The sequence below is a fragment of the Brevibacillus laterosporus DSM 25 genome (assembly GCF_002706795.1).
GTDB classification, from domain to species: Bacteria; Bacillota; Bacilli; order Brevibacillales; family Brevibacillaceae; genus Brevibacillus_B; species Brevibacillus_B laterosporus.
Map to the genome: position 1 here is coordinate 1004399 of NZ_CP017705.1, position 17929 is coordinate 1022327.

Annotated in this window: 15 protein-coding genes; 5 read left to right on the forward strand and 10 right to left on the reverse strand. The window is 40.3% G+C overall.

The genetic code is table 11. From position 1 onward, the window contains the following. Nucleotides 1-6: 6 nt before the first annotated feature. Both BrL25_RS04740 and BrL25_RS04745 read right to left on the reverse strand, forming a co-directional pair. Nucleotides 7-1185 (reverse strand): S8 family peptidase, encoded by a 1179-nt coding sequence (locus tag BrL25_RS04740; RefSeq protein WP_018673155.1) that lies wholly within the window; start codon nucleotides 1183-1185, stop codon nucleotides 7-9. Between the two features lie 61 nt (nucleotides 1186-1246). Then, nucleotides 1247-2587, reverse strand: coding sequence for a hemolysin family protein (locus BrL25_RS04745; protein WP_018673156.1), 1341 nt, complete (start codon nucleotides 2585-2587; stop codon nucleotides 1247-1249). A gap of 146 nt (nucleotides 2588-2733) precedes the next feature. Between BrL25_RS04745 and BrL25_RS04750 the strand changes: the two genes are divergently transcribed. The 3 genes from BrL25_RS04750 to BrL25_RS04760 all read left to right on the forward strand — a co-directional run bounded on the left by BrL25_RS04750 (nucleotide 2734) and on the right by BrL25_RS04760 (nucleotide 6745). Then, nucleotides 2734-4425: a DNA repair helicase XPB gene (locus BrL25_RS04750; RefSeq protein WP_018673157.1), complete on the forward strand. Its 1692-nt coding sequence runs from the start codon at nucleotides 2734-2736 to the stop codon at nucleotides 4423-4425. 237 nt (nucleotides 4426-4662) lie between these two features. Then, a complete protein-coding gene (locus BrL25_RS04755) occupies nucleotides 4663-5226 on the forward strand; it encodes an RNA polymerase sigma factor (protein ID WP_018673159.1) in 564 nt (187 codons plus the stop codon). Further along, nucleotides 5213-6745: a hypothetical protein gene (locus BrL25_RS04760; RefSeq protein WP_018673160.1), complete on the forward strand. Its 1533-nt coding sequence runs from the start codon at nucleotides 5213-5215 to the stop codon at nucleotides 6743-6745. The genes BrL25_RS04755 and BrL25_RS04760 overlap by 14 nt, the downstream gene beginning before the upstream one ends. Before the next feature lie 84 nt (nucleotides 6746-6829). Here the strand turns inward: BrL25_RS04760 and BrL25_RS04765 are convergent, their stop codons facing one another. Beyond that, nucleotides 6830-7810 (reverse strand): DUF2705 family protein, encoded by a 981-nt coding sequence (locus BrL25_RS04765; RefSeq protein ID WP_018673161.1) that lies wholly within the window; start codon nucleotides 7808-7810, stop codon nucleotides 6830-6832. Next, nucleotides 7803-8750, reverse strand: a complete 948-nt coding sequence (locus BrL25_RS04770; RefSeq protein WP_018673162.1) for an ABC transporter ATP-binding protein — start codon at nucleotides 8748-8750, stop codon at nucleotides 7803-7805. Before BrL25_RS04770 ends, BrL25_RS04765 begins: the two co-directional genes overlap by 8 nt. A 186-nt stretch (nucleotides 8751-8936) precedes the next feature. On the opposite strand from BrL25_RS04770, the gene BrL25_RS04775 reads away from it, so the two are divergent. Next, entirely contained in the window at nucleotides 8937-9749 is an 813-nt protein-coding gene (locus tag BrL25_RS04775; RefSeq protein WP_018673163.1) for a GDSL-type esterase/lipase family protein, read from the forward strand. Between the two features lie 83 nt (nucleotides 9750-9832). Here BrL25_RS04775 and BrL25_RS04780 read toward each other — a convergent pair whose 3' ends face one another. Then, a complete protein-coding gene (locus BrL25_RS04780; protein ID WP_018673164.1) occupies nucleotides 9833-11056 on the reverse strand; it encodes an MDR family MFS transporter in 1224 nt (407 codons plus the stop codon). Nucleotides 11057-11286: 230 nt separating this feature from the next. Between BrL25_RS04780 and BrL25_RS04785 the strand changes: the two genes are divergently transcribed. Beyond that, entirely contained in the window at nucleotides 11287-12342 is a 1056-nt protein-coding gene (locus BrL25_RS04785; protein ID WP_018673165.1) for a ketoacyl-ACP synthase III, read from the forward strand. A gap of 42 nt (nucleotides 12343-12384) precedes the next feature. Here BrL25_RS04785 and BrL25_RS04790 read toward each other — a convergent pair whose 3' ends face one another. The 5 genes from BrL25_RS04790 to BrL25_RS04810 all read right to left on the reverse strand — a co-directional run bounded on the left by BrL25_RS04790 (nucleotide 12385) and on the right by BrL25_RS04810 (nucleotide 17467). Continuing rightward, nucleotides 12385-13080: an SdpI family protein gene (locus tag BrL25_RS04790; protein WP_018673166.1), complete on the reverse strand. Its 696-nt coding sequence runs from the start codon at nucleotides 13078-13080 to the stop codon at nucleotides 12385-12387. 64 nt (nucleotides 13081-13144) lie between these two features. Then, nucleotides 13145-13993: a YtnP family quorum-quenching lactonase gene (locus BrL25_RS04795; protein ID WP_018673167.1), complete on the reverse strand. Its 849-nt coding sequence runs from the start codon at nucleotides 13991-13993 to the stop codon at nucleotides 13145-13147. Nucleotides 13994-14241: 248 nt separating this feature from the next. After that, on the reverse strand, nucleotides 14242-14538 hold the full coding sequence (locus BrL25_RS04800; protein WP_018673169.1) for a hypothetical protein: 297 nt from the start codon (nucleotides 14536-14538) through the stop codon (nucleotides 14242-14244). Nucleotides 14539-15164: 626 nt separating this feature from the next. Further along, a complete protein-coding gene (locus BrL25_RS04805; protein WP_026315291.1) occupies nucleotides 15165-15833 on the reverse strand; it encodes an MgtC/SapB family protein in 669 nt (222 codons plus the stop codon). A 122-nt stretch (nucleotides 15834-15955) separates the two neighbouring features. Continuing rightward, a complete protein-coding gene (locus tag BrL25_RS04810; protein WP_018673171.1) occupies nucleotides 15956-17467 on the reverse strand; it encodes a hypothetical protein in 1512 nt (503 codons plus the stop codon). Nucleotides 17468-17929 lie beyond the last annotated feature (462 nt).

Here is a 17929-nt window from a genome sequence, read left to right on the forward strand (position 1 = left end):
TGCATGTCAGCGTCTTTTAAATAAAGAAAGAAGGTTGAATCTGTTTCGACGGTTATGTGCAGGGTTATTCTCCTCGATATTTTTTCGATCCTTTTCATGTTTCTTTTCAGATTTCTTTTCAGATTTCTTTTCAGATTTCTTTTCATGTTTCTTTACAAGATTCTTTTCATGATTTTTTTCAATCGCTTCTTCCTGTATATTTGTTCGTTTATTTCTACGATTATTCGCCTGTTTATTAAAACGATTCGTGGCTCTACTACGCTGTTGTGCTAGACGTAATGCATATAATCCCGAAATATGAGCAGCTGCCATAGAAGTACCATCCAACGTACGATACCCTTTATTGAGCCAGGTCGATTTAATGCCAACACCAGGGGCAACTGTGTTCAATCCTCTGCCTCTTGCGCTAAATTCAGCCAATTTTGCCTGTTGATTGATCGCCCCTACCGCAATTACCTCACGATAGGCAGCGGGATACTCTAATCCACCACCATTATTACCTGCGGATGCTACGAGCTTGATTCCATTCTTGGAGGCTACACGTAAAGCTTGATGGAAAGCAGGATGATCTTCACTCGTTCCAAAGCTCATGTTAATAATATCTACCTTCTGCTCGATAGCCCAATTCAGTCCAGCTATGATGTCACTGATGTTAGCTGTTCCATCCGCTCCAAACGCTTGCACATCATACAGATCAACCTGTGGGGCAATGCCAACAATACCACGATTATTAGCTACAGCCGCTATGGTCCCTGCCACATGCGTACCGTGACCTCCCAGATTGTTCCGTCCTGCTCCACTTATCACTGATACTTTTCCCTTTACCTGTCCCTTCAAATCTGGGTGAGAATGTGAGATACCAGTATCAATGACGGCAACTTTGATTCCCTTGCCCTGTGTTACATGCCACAGGGCAGGAGCCCCCATATGCTCTACACCCCATGGAATTTCATCCTGGCTATCCTGGCTATCCTGGCTGTGTAAACGCACCTGTACTTCATTTGATACCGTATATCCTTCTTGGCCAATTAATTTAGTTAACTTTTCAAATTCATCCTGCGCTACTAAGAAACAACCAACCGATGCACAATGCCTAACTGAGGGCATAATGGATTGATTTTCCGCCAATTTTTTTGCACAAATACTATAACCAAGCGTTTTGGGAAATGAAATGATCTTATACACAAAAGCCCCTCCACGAATATCATGTCTATTTGATATCCTATGCAGGGACTTACTAGGTGGCTTATGTTTCCGCGTTTTCTTTTATCAGCTTCTTAACAAAAACACGCGTAATACGCAAATGGTTCACTTCTCCAACTTCGAATTCATACTCCCCCTCTGATACTTTCATGCCTAAAGTTGGAGGATGGGTAATTTTGGTGTAAATCCAGCCAGCAATTGTATCTACTTCTGTGGTGTCTAGCTGTATATTAAGATAATCATTCACTTCTTCAAGCAACATACGACCATCAAAAGAAACGATACTTTCCTCCTTTTGTTTAAATTGCTCGATCTCAGGACGCTCATCATCAAATTCATCCTGAATGTCTCCTACAATCTCTTCCACAATGTCTTCGAGTGTAAGTAATCCAGCTGTACCACCATATTCATCAATTAATATAGCTACTTGACTCCGTTGTTTTTGCAACATGGTTAATAATTGACTGATAGAAATGGTCTCTGGTACAGATAAAGCAGGGCGTAATAAATCGGTTAAATGACGTTCCTTCTCTATTTCCTTTAAAGCATAGGTTAAAATATCTTTGATATGCAAAATTCCAACCACATGATCTTTATCCCCATTTACCACGGGATAACGGGTAAATCTACCTGTACTCACGATATCCAAATTATCCTCAAAGCTGTCCCTAATATCGAGCACAACCATATCTGTTCGAGGTACCATGATTTCGCGAGCTGTCGTTTCCGAGAATTCAAAGATATTATCTACTAGCATCAATTCGGTGTTATCAATTAATCCACTTTTGTGACTTTCATTGACCAAGATACGAATTTCTTCCTCTGTATGTGCCGCTTCATGCTCCGATACAGGTTCAATACCAAACAAGCGTAAGATTTTGGAGGCTGCTCCATTTAACAGCTTAATAAAGGGATACATCACCTTATAAAACACTTGCATTGGACGTGCTACAAATAGAGAGACCTGTTCAGGCCGCTGTATAGCTAATGACTTAGGTGCCAACTCCCCTAACACAATATGTAAGAATGTAATAATCAAAAATCCAATCACAACGGATATCGAACTCATCCATGGCTCTGTTATCCCTGCATATGTAAAAACGGGATGCAATAAGTGCGCTATCGCTGGCTCTCCAATCCAGCCTAATCCTAAAGAAGCAAGTGTAATTCCTAATTGGGTTGCGGATAAATAAGCATCTAGTTGATGTAATAATGTATCAACTAATCTAGCCTTTACATTACCTTCTGCTACAAGCTGAGTAATTCGAGATTCACGTATTTTTACCAGGGCGAATTCAGTTGCTACAAAGAACCCATTTAGGAAAACAAGAAACAGAACAAACAATAAATTAATGCTTGTCCCAAGAATGCTACCCGATTCCACATTCTTCCCTCCTATCTCTATAAAGGTACTTTTATTGTAACCTGAGCCCTTGATTTTGAATCAAAATAAGAGCCCTCCCCTGCTTTTCCCTTTCGTCCCCAAATATGGTACCATTGGCGTATTGATACCGCTATGAGGTGACGAACGTGTCTTTTCAACCCCATTTACCACTAATTGTACAAAGTGATCGGAGTATTTTACTAGAAGTTGAGAATCCCTTATTTGATGAAGCAAGACAAGCAATTAGTGGCTTTGCTGAGCTCATTAAAAGCCCAGAATATATACATACCTACCGTTTAACTCCACTTTCTTTGTGGAATGCAGCGGCAAGTCAGCTACAAGCAGAACAAATCCTAGATGCCCTGAGCCGTTACAGTAAATACGGACTTCCCCCTTCTGTCGCAGATGAGGTAAAAAGAGCGTTTGCGAGATATGGATTGATTCAGATGCATACATACGAGGATCAAATCGGATTAACCAGTATTGACCCTCTTATTTTGACTGAAGTCATGGGCTACCAATCTCTACAACCTTATATAGAAGAAAAACGTTCGGATAGTCTGTATATACTGAAGCCTTACTCACGTGGACTGGTAAAACAGGCTCTCATTAAGCTTGGCTATCCTGTGCAGGATTTAGCTGGCTATCAGGAGGGTGAACCGTGCCCAATGAAGCTTGTGCCTCACGATAGAGCAGGAACTCCTTTTGCATTACGAGATTATCAACTAGCCGCCGTGGATGCCTTTTATGCCAACGGTACTGCTTATGGTGGCAGTGGTGTTTTGTGCTTGCCCTGTGGAGCCGGAAAAACCATCATTGGGATTGGTACCATGGCACGCTTTGAGACAGCGACCCTCATCTTAACAACAAGTACGACATCTGTCCGACAATGGATCAACGAAATCACAACAAAAACCACCCTGACCGCTGACATGGTAGGCGAATATACTGGTGAACAAAAAGAGGTGCGGCCTGTTACAGTTACAACCTATCAGATGGTGACATCGAGACAGCGAGGTGGAGAAGAGTTTCCCCATATGAATTTATTTACGGACCATAATTGGGGGTTAATCATTTATGACGAAGTACACATGCTCCCTGCTCCCATTTTCAAGATGACATCGAGCATTCAAGCCAAACGCCGATTAGGTTTAACCGCTACGCTAGTACGTGAAGATGGAAAAGAAGACGAGGTCTTCTCACTGATTGGTCCCAAAAAATACGAAATGCCATGGAAAGCTTTAGAAGCTCAGGGCTGGATCGCAACAGCCCTCTGTAAAGAAGTAAGACTACCACTCCCTTCAATCTATCGTGAGGCCTATGCCTTTTCAGGCACACGTGAAAAATATCGATTAGCAGCGGAGAATCCCATTAAGGTGGACTGGATAAAAAAACTGCTGAAGCAGCATAAAGACGATCAAATCCTAATTATTGGTCAGTACATCAAACAATTAGAATTGGTGGCTAATACACTCAGATTACCGCTTATCACAGGTAAAACACCTGAAGAAGACCGTGGTCGCTATTATGACATGTTTAAGCGTGGGGAAATCAAACAGTTAGTGATATCTAAAGTGGCCAATTTTGCTGTAGATTTGCCCGATGCCAATGTCGCAATTCAAATCTCAGGCACTTTTGGTTCAAGACAAGAAGAAGCTCAACGATTGGGTCGTATTTTGCGTCCCAAGGCAACCAACCAAGCCTATTTTTATACACTGGTGTCACGGGATACCCGTGAGCAGGAGTTTTCTAGCAAACGTCAGATGTTTCTATTAGAACAAGGATATCACTATCAAATTATTGAACCTGATGTAGATACATCAGATCTGGAAACGTAGTAAAGTAAAGCGTAAGATATGTCCCAATCCTTTCCTAGTTTTTGTAACGTTTTTTTCCCTAAAAAAATGATAGAATGGGAAAGAAACTTTGCATGCACCGGCTTTTTTACTACGACTATCCATGCTGTTTCGTCATGTAAGAGAATTGGAAATATTTATGGATAAAAATCAAAAAGATCAACTGAAACGTTTGAAAACAACGTATCGTCAGATGAAGTGAAGGGAGGCAATACTTCGATGCAAACCGACAGTGAAATTGTACAACAGGTTTTGCAAGGGGACGTCGAAGCTTTTCGTGACATTATTCAAAAATACCAGCATATGATCTATATCTTCATATATAAGATGGTAAATAACAAGGCTGACGCTGAAGACCTGACCCAAGAGGTATTTATCAAAGCCTACGAAAAGCTGAACACCTATCGAGGTGAAAGTCAACTATCTACGTGGCTCCATACTTTAGCAAGGAATCGTACCATTGACTTTCTCCGGCGCCGGAAGTTCCATGATACGGATGAACATTTGGCTTTCGTCCCTTCAGGAGTGCAGAATGAATTACCACAAGAATCGCTTTTGCGAAAAGAACAACAGAAGACCATCGCCGAAGCTTTCGAACTGCTATCTGACTCCTATAAAGAAGTTATTGTGCTTCGTTGTACGCACGAATATCCCTTTGATAAAATAGCTTCCCTACTTGGGGTAGCAGAGTCTACAGCACGAGTTCGATATTTACGAGCAAGGCAAGAATTTGCCAAAGTGTTAACGAAAATGGAAGGAGGACTCGTACATGAATTGCCATGAATTTAAGGCAAAATGGACTAACACTGTTGACGACGATATCGCTCTTTCCCATTTAGAAACCTGTGATGAATGCTTGGCTTGGCTAGAGAATGAATGGTCATCTAGCGAGGAAAACCTGTTCCTAAAAGAGATTCCACAACCTTCCATTGACCTAGAAAACAGTATTATGAATAAGATATATGCCTCTCCTCAACATCATGGAAGTTCTAGTCAATCTGAAAAAACAGAACCGGGAATCATTCCACTTGCAGCAACTGATCAAGCAAAAGTAAGTAGCATGCCTAAAGCTAAACGCTTTAGATTCCTTTCCTATCCTGTCTTGGGAGCCGCTAGTGTACTTTTGGTCATGGGACTTGTGGGTGTTCAAGCTTTAAATGGAGGATTTACAGGTAACAGTACGGAGCAAATTCAGCCTCCACAGGTAGCTTATGCACCAACTCCTGAGGGGTCTACTTCCTATATGGCTCAGTCACCACAAATTGACACCAAGCAAGCTCCTATCGGGGGAGGATCACCTGAAACTAATGCGCAAGTATCTGATCCAAAAGCTACATCACAAGAAAAATTACTAGAAGCTCCTGCACCTAGCTTGAAAAAAGCGGAAGGAACAACAGAGAAGAAGGACATCAAGCAGGCTAAAAGTGACAAAGATACGGCGGTAGCTCAGGCAAAGAAATCGCAAGCACCTTCCGCAAACTCAGCAATTGCTATGCATGATAATAGTAAACAAGCCGTTCAACAAGACCAAAACAATAAGCCAGCTTCGTCTTCTCTGCTCGCTTCACGCTCACTATCTCCGATGCAAACAGCGTCCAAAGAGCATGCGGTAACAGCTTCTAGTGCAACAGAGAAAAAAGCTGATCAAAATTCTGGTTCAGAGTCTACACTGTCCTCTGATCAATTAGAAAAATTGAATGACATGGCAATAGCGGGCCCTGAGAATCAAGGAGGCGTAACAAGCCCAAATAATTCCTTGACAGCAACTGAGGCTCCCTCCGTAGACGAAAATAAGGTAGAGTCAGTTGGTGGCGCAACAAGTGAAATGTTCACCCAAGAGGCAGAGAAGGAAAAGGAGAAACCACAAACCTTCTCCAGCTTTACCTCCTTGGAAAAAGCAAAGCAATCTTCTGATATGCCACTTGCTGCTTTAGTCAAGGCAGATTATAAGCTTGCTTCTGTTGCTATTCATTATGAATCAGAAACAAGTAAGCATGTTACTTCCCAAACCTCTGTCTATCATCATGGTGATGCTCAGATTAAGCTAGAGGTACTACGTAATGACACGCAAAAACGCACCTTGTCCATTCCAGGGACCTTTGCGGGTTCTCCGCAAATTTTCTATGTTGGTACTGATAAAGCAATCGGAGTAACTTTCGATTCTCAAGAAAAAAACACAATGCAGCATGCTGTTCACCTTATTACCACCAAGTCTTCCCAACCGCTCTATGTGATTGCAACAGCAAAAGGAATGAGCTTGCAAGATTTAATGGATATTGTAAAAACCATGAATTGGTCATAGCTTGATGGCGTTTGCCAGACCAAATAAAAGAACCCTCTAGCCAAAGGTAAAGCGGTAGCTAGAGGGTTTTTGGTTATATCTTCATTATGTAACATCTTGTCTAGTAAACACTACATAGGCAATCACTAAAGAAACGACTCCCCAAATAGATAATACTCCAAGGGAAAAAGGGAGATTCATCCCTTTAATCGGTGGCAAACTTCCTGCTAGATAGGTCGTAAGCTGTAAATTTACATTAAATAAATACTTAGCTTGTTCCCACGTAGAGGCCATTTGGGTCAAAATAGCTCCACTAATGAGAGCAGCCATCATAATACCCATACCAGCCGCTGTACTTCTCACCAATACAGAGATCATCAACGATATTGTACCAACCACGACACAAACGAACCAACCTAATCCATATTGCATCAAAATATATTTCCATTGATCTAATACGAATACCTGTGAGGTTTGTAAGACTTCTCCTGTCGCCTTAAAACCTGTTAAAACAGGCATCGTCCACCCTCCATAGCCAAAGACAACCCCTGAAATAGCATACGCTAGTACCAAAGATAACAACAAGGTCAGCGAGGTGAACAATAGAAGTGTAATATATTTACTCGTAAGGATTTTCCAACGTTTGACTGGCCTTGTCAGCAACAGTTTAATTGTCCCTTCACTAAATTCTGAAGACACGAGATCAACTGCTAAAATTACAATAATCATCGGTAGAAACAGCCCAACAGACTGATCCATGAATCCACGTGCAAACGTAACTGCTCCTGGTGCTGAAGGATCGATATCATGATCCAGATAATACTGTTGTAGCTCTAATTGGGTTTTTAGAAAATCTCTCCATTCGGGGGGAATACGACTGGAAGCCAATCTATTTTGGGTATCTACAATCTTTTGTTGCAGAATGGTACGCCAGTCATCTGTACCAATTTGCGCTCTAGCCACCTCTACTGATTGATATTGCGCATATGTAAATAGCGGAATCAGAATAAGCAAAATGAGGACGACTACATAGAAGCGCTTACGTTTGACTAGCTTTAAGCTTTCATTATACACCAGATCAAGCATGCTTCCCCTCCTCATCTAGTGATTTATCTTGAGTTAGTGTAAGGAAGAGATCTTCCAATGTAACAGCCTTTTCTTCAATGCCAGTAACATGTACTCCTGCCAGGATGAGGGCACGGTTAACTTCAGCTATTTTATCCGTATCCATTCGACACTTCACTCTGCCATCTGACAACGCCATAAGTTCATATACATGTGGACTTGCCTGCATCAGCTCAACAGCCTTCGGTAAATTATTATCTATAAATTTCCAATTAACCTGATCAGCGAATTGCTCCATTAATTCTTTGACTTGACCAATTGAAATAACTCGTCCCTTATTAATAATAGCTACACGGTCACACATGAGCTCAATCTCACTTAGCATATGACTGGAAATAAAGACACCGATTCTTTCTTCCAGCGCCAGACGACGTATGAATTGCCGCAATTCACGAATACCAGCCGGATCTAATCCGTTGGTAGGCTCATCTAAAATGAGTAAGCGGGGACGATGTAGTAACGCTTGCGCAATTCCCAAACGCTGACGCATACCAAGCGAATAAGTTTTTACTCGTTCATGAATCGCTCCCGTCAGCTCCACCAGTTCTACTACTTCACGAATTCTCTCAGAGCTTACCTTTTTACTCATTCGAGCAAGCATTTCTAAGTTCTCCTGCCCTGTTAGAAAGGGATACAATTCAGGATTCTCGACAATACATCCCACCTGATCAATCGCCTTCAAAAAATTGTTTTGCAAAGAGTAGCCACCAATTTTTATCTCTCCCGCATCAGGTCTGGTAAGCCCGACCAACATACGAATTGTGGTGGTTTTTCCAGCTCCATTGGGTCCAAGAAAACCAAATACCTCCCCTGCCCGCACATCAAATGTAATATCATGAATCAGTCGTTTTTTCCTAATTGATTTTTGTAAACGAGCAACAGAAAGAACTTTGTCTGCCACATGTCTCCCACCTTTCTATCTGTAAATTCGTTAACATAGGATTTCTTATTCTTTCACAAGGACAGATTCCCCATGCCTTTTCTTCCACATGAACCTCTCTGGTTTGATCACAGACCAGAATGGTACAATAGAAGTACAATGTAACAAGACATGACATGGACATGCTCTATGATAAGGAGGTTCTCTGTGCTCAGATCTAAACAACATCCGTTAACCAAATGGTTGCTGCTACTGGCTTGCTTATCCTTTTTTGCTCTATTAGTTGGCTTCTGCTTTGCTTTTACGCCAGTGCATTTAGCTGACAAAAGCACAGCTGAGCTTCAGGCCCCCAAACAAGACCAAACATCAGAAACTCCTCCTCCTGCTATCTTGCCCACTACAGGCACATTAAAAATGGTAGCGTTGGGTGACTCCTTAACACGTGGGCTAGGAGATTCAAGCGGATTAGGCTATATTGGGATTTTTAAACAAAGAGCTGAAAAAGAGCGTAATCAAAGCATTCAATTAAGCAATCTAGCCATTAGTGGCAGTGAATCAGGAGATTTAGTAAACCAACTGAAACAAACAAATGTCAAACGCCTGATTTCCGAGGCCAACCTCATATTGTTTACGATTGGGGGGAATGATTTGTTTCGCCAAAGCGGTGGTATATTTGAATTTGATCTTGAAAAACTATTGGATGCTTCAACCCAACTTACTATCAACTATGAAGCCATTGTAAAACAAATTCGATCTATAAATCCAGAAGCACCTATTTTTTACACCTCTCTCTATAATCCATTTGGCGATACAGAGTTCAAACAAGAATCAAGTACCCATGTACAGGAATGGAATAATGAAGCGGCTACCATCTCAGCACGTTATCATAACGTGTTAGTAATACCGTCCTATGACCTATTTTGGAACAAGGAGAAAGCCTATTTATACACGGACCATTTCCATCCTAATCATGCTGGATATGAACGTATAGCAAATCGAATTATGCAGGCAGTAAAATAATTCGATTTCGTATTATCCACTTACACAAAAAACTGTCGAGAACTTATGCTTCCCGACAGTTTTTTTATCTGTTACTCATTTTCCTACCGGATCATCGTCATGGGCTCACCCGTACGAGCAGTATAACAATTACGTCCCTGGGTATAAAACAGAATACTAAAAAGTGTTATACAGGCAATGATCGTAAACATAACCGTTCCATTATATACTCCGAGTAAATATCCCCCTAGCACCGGCCCTAAAAATTGCCCTAGATTATGAAAGCTTTGGGCGCCAAAATAGGTCCCGCGCATACCATCAGGTGCTAAATAATCAATGAAAACCGTGGAAGCAGGGAAGGTTAAGATCTCCCCAATGGTAAAGACACACATCGAAATCATAAACGCCCACCAATTTGATGAAATTCCGAAGCCTAACAAGCCCATGGCATACATGATCGTTCCAGTTACAAGGCTAAACAACGGGGTCTTTTTTTCGGCCCATCTGGATAACGGAAGCTGAAAAGCAACCACCACTATTGCATTTAAGCTCATGAGATATGAAAATAGGATGGCTCCGTCAATGAACATTCCCTGAACGAATTGAGACAAGGTCACAGTCATTTGTGAATAGCCTACTGAGACTAGGATGCCACCGACAATAAAATAGCGCAAAGCGACATCTTGACGTACTACCTTCCAAGCCGAGGCAAATGTAACCTTTTCTTTCTTTTGACCTTCAATTTGTTTGATACCAAATTTATTCAACAAATATTGTAGGCTTATGACATAGAGCAAATATATAATCGCCGTTACGATAAACGGAAGAGCCCCTCCTAATAAGGCTAAATAAGCCCCAAGCAAAGGACCTACAGAGACACCGATGTTAATGGCCAGATATCGCATGGAAAAAACTCGAAAGCGTCGCTCTGGTTCTGTTAAGTCAGCCATAAGTGCTTGCGATACAGGTTCGTAAAATGAGCGGCAAAATCCCGCCAAAATGTTAAGTAAAATAAAAAAGATTGCGCTTTTTCCAATCGCAAATCCTAAAAAAACAAGTATCCAGGTGTACAAAGCCCACAGCATAATTCTTCTTCGTCCAAACAAATCAGATAACGTTCCTGCAATAAATCCGCCCACTGTAGATGCCAGAGGCCCAGCCCCAATTGTAATACCAATCATGACTGGACTCAGATCCGTTGTCTTTGATAAATGAATGGCCAAAAATGGCATGCTCATAGAACTAGCCGCTCGTACAAAAATCGTCCCGATAAGTAAGGAGTGTATTATAGGGTGAAATTCTTGCCAGTATGCTCGTAGTCTGTTCATCTCTTTACTCCCCTTTATCTATTTTTATCTTTTTCAGATAACCCAAATTGTAGAAATATTCAAATGAAAAGTCAATGACAGCTACCTATTCTTCCATATGAAAAATTTGATTAGGATTATCTAAAAATGTAATGGGGATAAACTATTGACTTTTCATTATTAGTACCTGATACTAATACCAGATAATAAAATAATTCATTTTCAATTAAGTAAGAAATGGGGTCTTACCGATGTCTGCTTACTCGAATACTTTTACAAGCTCTTCTTCACAACATTTTGGTCCGCATGCTTTGTCCTCTAAAGCCCGTATCACCGCTATAGGCTCTTACGTTCCAGACAAGCGACTCACTAATTTTGATCTAGAAAAATTAGTTGAAACTAGCGATGAATGGATTGTTAGAAGAACTGGCATGCGAGAGCGACGCATAGCTGAACCCAACCAATTTACAAGCGATCTTTGTCTACGAGCCGTTCAGCACTTGCAGCAAGCGTATGATAAAGAAGTAGAAGATGTTGATTTCATTCTTGTATGTACCTCCACCCCAGACTATGCTTTTCCCAGTGTAGCTAGTCAGTTACAGGCTAAGCTATCAATTCGTTCAGCTGGAGCACTTGATCTAAATGCAACATGTGCTGGCTTTGTCTATGGATTACACATGGCAAATTCCCTTATAAGTAGTGGCCTACATAAAAAAATTCTTGTAGTAGCCGGCGAGACGTTATCAAAAGTAACTGACTATTCCGACCGTAATACCTGTGTTTTGTTTGGAGATGGCGCAGGTGCAGCACTTGTAGAACGTGATGAACAGAACCCTAGCTTCCTTCATTCCTTCATTAGCAGCAATGGTAATGGCGGGATTCATTTATATCGTTCAGGTCTTTCTAAACAAATGGGAGATGTAGAACTTCTTGGGAAGGGAAATATCTATCAAAATGGACGGGAATTATATAAGTGGGTGGTCTCGCAATTACCTCAGGGAATGAACCAACTGGTAGCACAAAGCAATCTTTCCTTGTTAGATGTAGATTGGTTTGTGCCACACAGTGCTAACTTACGAATGATTGAATCGATTTGCGAAAAAAGTGGATTTCCATTAGAGCGAACCCTACACAGTCTGGAATATTTCGGAAATACTTCCTGTGCTACCATACCCCTTGCTTTAGATATGGCTTTATCTACCCAACAAATTAAACAAGACGACACAGCTATCCTATACGGATTTGGCGGCGGTTTAGTTCAAGCGGCTTCCCTTGTTCGTTTGTCTTTAGATACACGAAAATCATGATTGCACCAAAAAGGACATGTAAAAAACCATCCCCTTCGAAGCCTAGGCTTCTAGGGATGGCTTGTTCTGTTTTCCTTTCCCACGGCGGAAATATAAGTAGGAGTAAATATAAGTAGATAGAATCGTTAGACACACGGAAGAGATGATTAACACCAAGCCCAGCCATCCTGGTAAATACGGACATAGCAGATAGACTACACCTGTCAGCATCCAGAATACGGACAGCTTACGATGAGTATTAACCCAGACCTCTTGTTCGGTTTTGGTCCAGGACGTACGCATACCCAACGGATGTAAATACGATATCCACGGCAACAAATATCCATAAACTAACAAAATAATCCCTACTAGAATCATGATATACATTTCCATGCCTATAGGAATAAGTAAATTTTGCAATATCAATAAACAATACATCGTACTAAATACTACTGCTTGAGCTATTCGTAATAAATCAAAGCAAATCTCCATCTGTTTCGTCTGCCGTTCTCGTTGGCGAGAGATCGTAATAAATGCTCGTAACAAAATGGGTGCTACGATTTGGACAAGACTAAAAATAAGGAGAAACAGCAGTTTATCCTGATAGTATCCGGTCTTTTCCCCAATCCTCGTCGCTACTAATAGCTTATCGGGCATTTGGGTGTAAAAACCGATCGCCGCAATAATGGGAGACAGAGTAATCAGTACCAGCATAAAGTCAAGCCAATACCACACTCTTTGCGCACGATGCAATTGCATGTTGTTTCACCGCCATTCTTCCTTTTAGAAACTTAATTTTTATCCCTTTAGAGTGAAAAACACCTTAGTGATGGTTAATTGGTATGGACTGAAGCATCTGACCTTGTTCATTCCATTTCACTGCTCGATACTTGGCATCATGGTAAAAAGTAAACCACGCCTGTTGGGATATCATTTCCTTCAACCATTTTTCCTTTGCATAGATAGACGTCATTGGATAATCATCATAAGCCATAACCCAGAGTGGGTTCTGGTGTGCATGTGTTGGCATAATATCCGCCATATGACAAGCTTTCTCACCTTTACTTTCAAACAAAATGATAGCATGTCCATCACTGTGACCGCCTGTATGTACCATTTTTATTTCTGGCACAATCTCTTTTTGGTCGGCATATGTGCACACTTGTTTCTCGATAGGGCGCCAATTATCTTCCCAATACGTGTTTTTAGATCTGATATTAGGAGAACGTAATTCATTCCATTCAATTTCGTTGATATAAATAGTGGCATTAGGAAAAGTAGAATAGAGACTACCATCTTCTGCAACACTTACTAATCCGTTTGCATGATCATAATGCATGTGAGTCATCAGAACCATATCAATGTCTTCAAAAAGTAACCCGACTGCCTGAAGGGATTCTGATAATTCCGATTCTTCAACCAAACCAAAGTTACGTTTCTGTTTGTCATTTAAGCGATTTGTACCCATTCCCGATTCGATCAATATATTTTTTCCGTGAACTTGTACAAGAATAGGGTCGGAACGTAGCGGAATTTGATTGAGTTCATTAGAAGGGTAGCGTTTACTCCACAAAGCCTTTGGAACAACTCCAAACATCGCTCCTCCGTCTAACTGGGTCATTCCACCCTTCATCCACGTTAGTTTACAATCACCAATTTGCAATGTATTCATGCTACTCCTCCTCTAGCCATTTCTCACACGCAACTCTTATCTCTACGTTACACCAAGACAGCTTCCTGGTAAAGAAAACTTCCTTGATTAGATTGTTTTGTGGATAAATCTGAAAAATTTGTAGGCAAGGAAAGCCTGATAAATTAAAGCCTATGAATACCATCATAAATTTATTCCTATCTGCTTAAAAACCGATAAAAGAAAGACACCCGATGAGGGGTGCCTATGTTAAATTGAGCCTATTATACCTACTTTTCCTGAAAAACAACTGTTTTTGATAACCCAATTATTTCTACTGCATAATCACTAGATACTGCTTCCATAATAAATTGAAATTCTCCATCAGATCTACGCAAGATCATTTGTGCTATTTTTTCTGATTTCTTAAACAAACTGATAGCATGGTCATTTTCTGGATAGCCATCCCTCGTTGCTATAAATCGACAACCTGCAGGCAAACAGAATCTCCAACCTTTTACTCGAATATTCTGCTGTTGTGCATTAAGAAAATGACGCTTCCCTAATAATATCATGTGCTCGCCCATTTCCACGCCACCTTCACCCTAAAGGGCTATAAAGTTATTTTTATTGTGCAATGAAATCGTTAGAAAAGAAAGTGCTTCGACAAAAACTCCAATAAAGCGACAGCATAAGTAAAACACTGTAAATACTTTACATTTACAGATAAATTTGTGCGATAAACTAACAGCCACTCCCTGTCCGTCTCATCGCACCTATTATTTACAAGTGTATAATCCCTATCTTATGTATTTATTTCCAAATTTTATGCAAGAGATATTTTAGTAATGTCTAAACTTAAATCATCTTGAAGCAGGAATAATATGAAATCTTATTTATATTTTCCGAAAATTCCCTTTTGTTTTTCTTTTTACTCTAAACTTTTTTCTTTATCGTTCGACATTTTCCTCTAATTTCGAGCCTTTTTTCATTATCAATTTTTTGCTATTATATTTTTTTCGGTATTGCTTCCTATTCCATCTCCTTGTGAGGATATCTATAAAAGAATTATGATAACTTTCTCAAAAAACCCAATTATTACGTTTGAGAAAATACGAATAACCAAGTAAACTAAATCATGGATAGTCTGATATCCGCAAGTATTTGCCCGCCTAAAACATGCAGATTGGCGGGCATTTTTCTATTCATCGGATTATTTATCCATACGTACAAATGTAACCCCACTCATATCTTGAATTTCTAGTAGCATGTGATTTATTTCTGTAGAGATCTGTGCCTGAATCTGCAAATCTAGAATTGTTTTTGTGTCCTCTTGTTCATTGGGCATTTCAACTTGATAGGTCGTAATTGTAACTCCTTTATTGGCCAATTTATCAATAACATCCCGTACGTGGTTTTGTTCCTGCAAATGAACAACTAGGTGCATCGTTTTGGGAAATAGCAATTGTAAGCTACGATCTAGAATTTCCAACCCAATCAACACCAGAATCGTGGCACAAAACCCGATGCCATACATACCTGAACCGATAGCAAGTCCAATACCCGCTGTAGCCCACAAACCAGCTGCTGTTGTTAAGCCACGAATAGACTGTTTTTGTACTAAGATCGTCCCGGCTCCAAGAAAGCCAATCCCACTCACCACATTGGCCGCAATACGACTTGGATCTAGTTTGACAGAATCCCCTAAAACATCAAAAAAAGCATATTTAGAAACAATCATGATCAATGAACTGCCCACCGCTACTAGGAAATGGGTACGCAATCCCGCAGCTTTCTGTCTACTTTTACGCTCAAATCCAATAAGCGCGCCACATAAACCACCAACAAATAAACGTAGGAGTAACTCCCATTCCATCTTCATCCCCCCTCACATTCTCTATACCCTTATGTGTAGTCCGTTAAAACCAAATCGATGTCATAGGAAAAACAGCAAAAATCTGACTCTCCTATAAGAGAATCAGACTTTCTATAGCTACCCTTCTCTCAATTCGGTTCTAAAACATACGAATATGGTACATGTAAAAAGGAAAGTAAACGGTTTTGCCCCTCTTCTTCCTGAACACCTTGAAGAATTTCACTGATCTCCTTTTGGACAGATTCATAGCGAAGCTGGTGTTGTTGCTCTGATTCCACAGTGGCTTCATGCTCTACTATCCAACTTGCTACTTTCTTTGCCACAGGTAATAGAGCCTGCTGAATGCTTGTATACATCGTTGATAATTCGTGATTATTTTGCTCTAGAAGTTGATCAGAGCGCTGTTCTAAATATCCACGAATCTCCGCCAGACGTGACAATAATTCTCTCCATTTCCATAGTTGCTTATGCTGTTTACGTTGTTTCGAATCTAGAAGTGGGAACGGCTCACTGGATAGGAGAGATTGCACGTCTGGCCATGGTTTTTTCTGAAGTGATTCCTCCAGCTTTTTCATGCAATACGCATGAGCAGGTAGCAATTCTACCGTTTCTCTGAAGACAGGTAACGTATTTCTTGCATAGCTTTTAACTCCCCAAGCACTATGAGCTTGTAGAGCTTTCACAAAGGAAAAACAATGTGTATGTAATGATTTCAGTTCCCATTCCTCTAATTCATGATTAGACAAAATCGTTTGTTTAACGATATTATCTGGAATGTGAAAATTCCCTTCCCCCAATTGCATTCCTCTCTTCACATAGGTCCGCAATGTTTCTCCTGTCAAAGAAGAATCCTCACTTCCTTGATAAAGCTGAATCCGGAAGGCAGCAAAATCTTCAAAGCCCTGCATATTTCCGTAACCATCATCAATAATATGCAAGTCTGTCTGCACTTCCATCAGCTCACTTAGTACCTGTTCTTCTAATGCATAGATACATCCCTCGATGTGAGTCCAATAGCTTCTACATTCCGCCTCTGATCCCAGTACCCTTTGATACACATCGTGAAACAAGAGAATATGAGCAATCTCATGAAAATAATTTTGGAATGGAAATTTGAGATTTTCCCCACGGAGGTAGGAGCCTGCATTCTGATAAATTTTCCCGTGTTCAGGTCGGAACAAGGTAGGTAATGTGGAATCTATGTCTAAAAAGAGCTCGATGCCAGCGTTATAGCTATTTGCCCATACGGCTAGGTAGGTTGGACTTAATAAAAGTGCAATAGAATGGTTGGTAATTTGTACAGGCAGATTAAAATGTAGACCATTCGTTTCTTCCTGCAAAGATAACCATGTCATTCCCACTGCCAAAGCCTGATACAGCGCAAATTCACCTTGTGCAACCGAATGTCGTGCATACAGCTGTAGCTGTCTGAGGCAATTCGTGACACCTTCTACTTCATATGTATATTGTTGTTGAAACTGTTCAAGGCCCTCTACAAAATCTTCGTGCTCGATCGTTAAAAATACATTAATTCCATCTACCCAGAGGTCCGAGCCCATTTTAGACTCCAACCATTGATCGGTATGATGAGCTAGCTGACGAAGTTCTTTATAACGCTGTATCATGTGAAAGGAATTCATTTTATCCTATCCCTTCTTCGATTGATAGAAATGCCTTCTTCCGATAAGAAAACAAGAGCACGCGTCATAAAATACGTGCTCTTGCCTTTAACATTAATATTTACAAACCATGGTGATAATTGGATGATGCAACACTTTAAGTTCAGCTACTTTTTCATTGTTGACCGTAATTTTTACAACTTTTTTCACAGTAAAAACTCTCCTTTACGTTGAAAGATAATTTTACTTTTTAAAAAAAGTACTACATTACAAACAAACATCAACAACTACACGCCACATTAAATCTTTCATTTGCTTTACATTTTTGTTATCCGAGAGTTCTACTTTTACTACTTTTTTCATCATTCACCCTCCTTATAACTAGACTTACATGATAGGAGTAAAATCTATCAATATCGTTATTGTGACAGATAGTTCTGAAAATTTCAATAATATTACAAAAATTTTATATTATACTAATTT

Excerpts from the sequence above, each read along its gene's own strand:
- BrL25_RS04760 (WP_018673160.1), top strand. The coding sequence starts at position 5,213 with ATGAATTGCCATGAATTTAAGGCAAAATGGACTAACACTGTTGACGAC.
- BrL25_RS04810 (WP_018673171.1), bottom strand. The coding sequence starts at position 17,467 with ATGAATTCCTTTCACATGATACAGCGTTATAAAGAACTTCGTCAGCTA.
- BrL25_RS04765 (WP_018673161.1), bottom strand. The coding sequence starts at position 7,810 with ATGCTTGATCTGGTGTATAATGAAAGCTTAAAGCTAGTCAAACGTAAG.
- BrL25_RS04800 (WP_018673169.1), bottom strand. The coding sequence starts at position 14,538 with ATGGGCGAGCACATGATATTATTAGGGAAGCGTCATTTTCTTAATGCA.
- BrL25_RS04795 (WP_018673167.1), bottom strand. The coding sequence starts at position 13,993 with ATGAATACATTGCAAATTGGTGATTGTAAACTAACGTGGATGAAGGGT.
- BrL25_RS04755 (WP_018673159.1), top strand. The coding sequence starts at position 4,663 with ATGCAAACCGACAGTGAAATTGTACAACAGGTTTTGCAAGGGGACGTC.
- BrL25_RS04785 (WP_018673165.1), top strand. The coding sequence starts at position 11,287 with ATGTCTGCTTACTCGAATACTTTTACAAGCTCTTCTTCACAACATTTT.
- BrL25_RS04790 (WP_018673166.1), bottom strand. The coding sequence starts at position 13,080 with ATGCAATTGCATCGTGCGCAAAGAGTGTGGTATTGGCTTGACTTTATG.
- BrL25_RS04780 (WP_018673164.1), bottom strand. The coding sequence starts at position 11,056 with ATGAACAGACTACGAGCATACTGGCAAGAATTTCACCCTATAATACAC.
- BrL25_RS04805 (WP_026315291.1), bottom strand. The coding sequence starts at position 15,833 with ATGAAGATGGAATGGGAGTTACTCCTACGTTTATTTGTTGGTGGTTTA.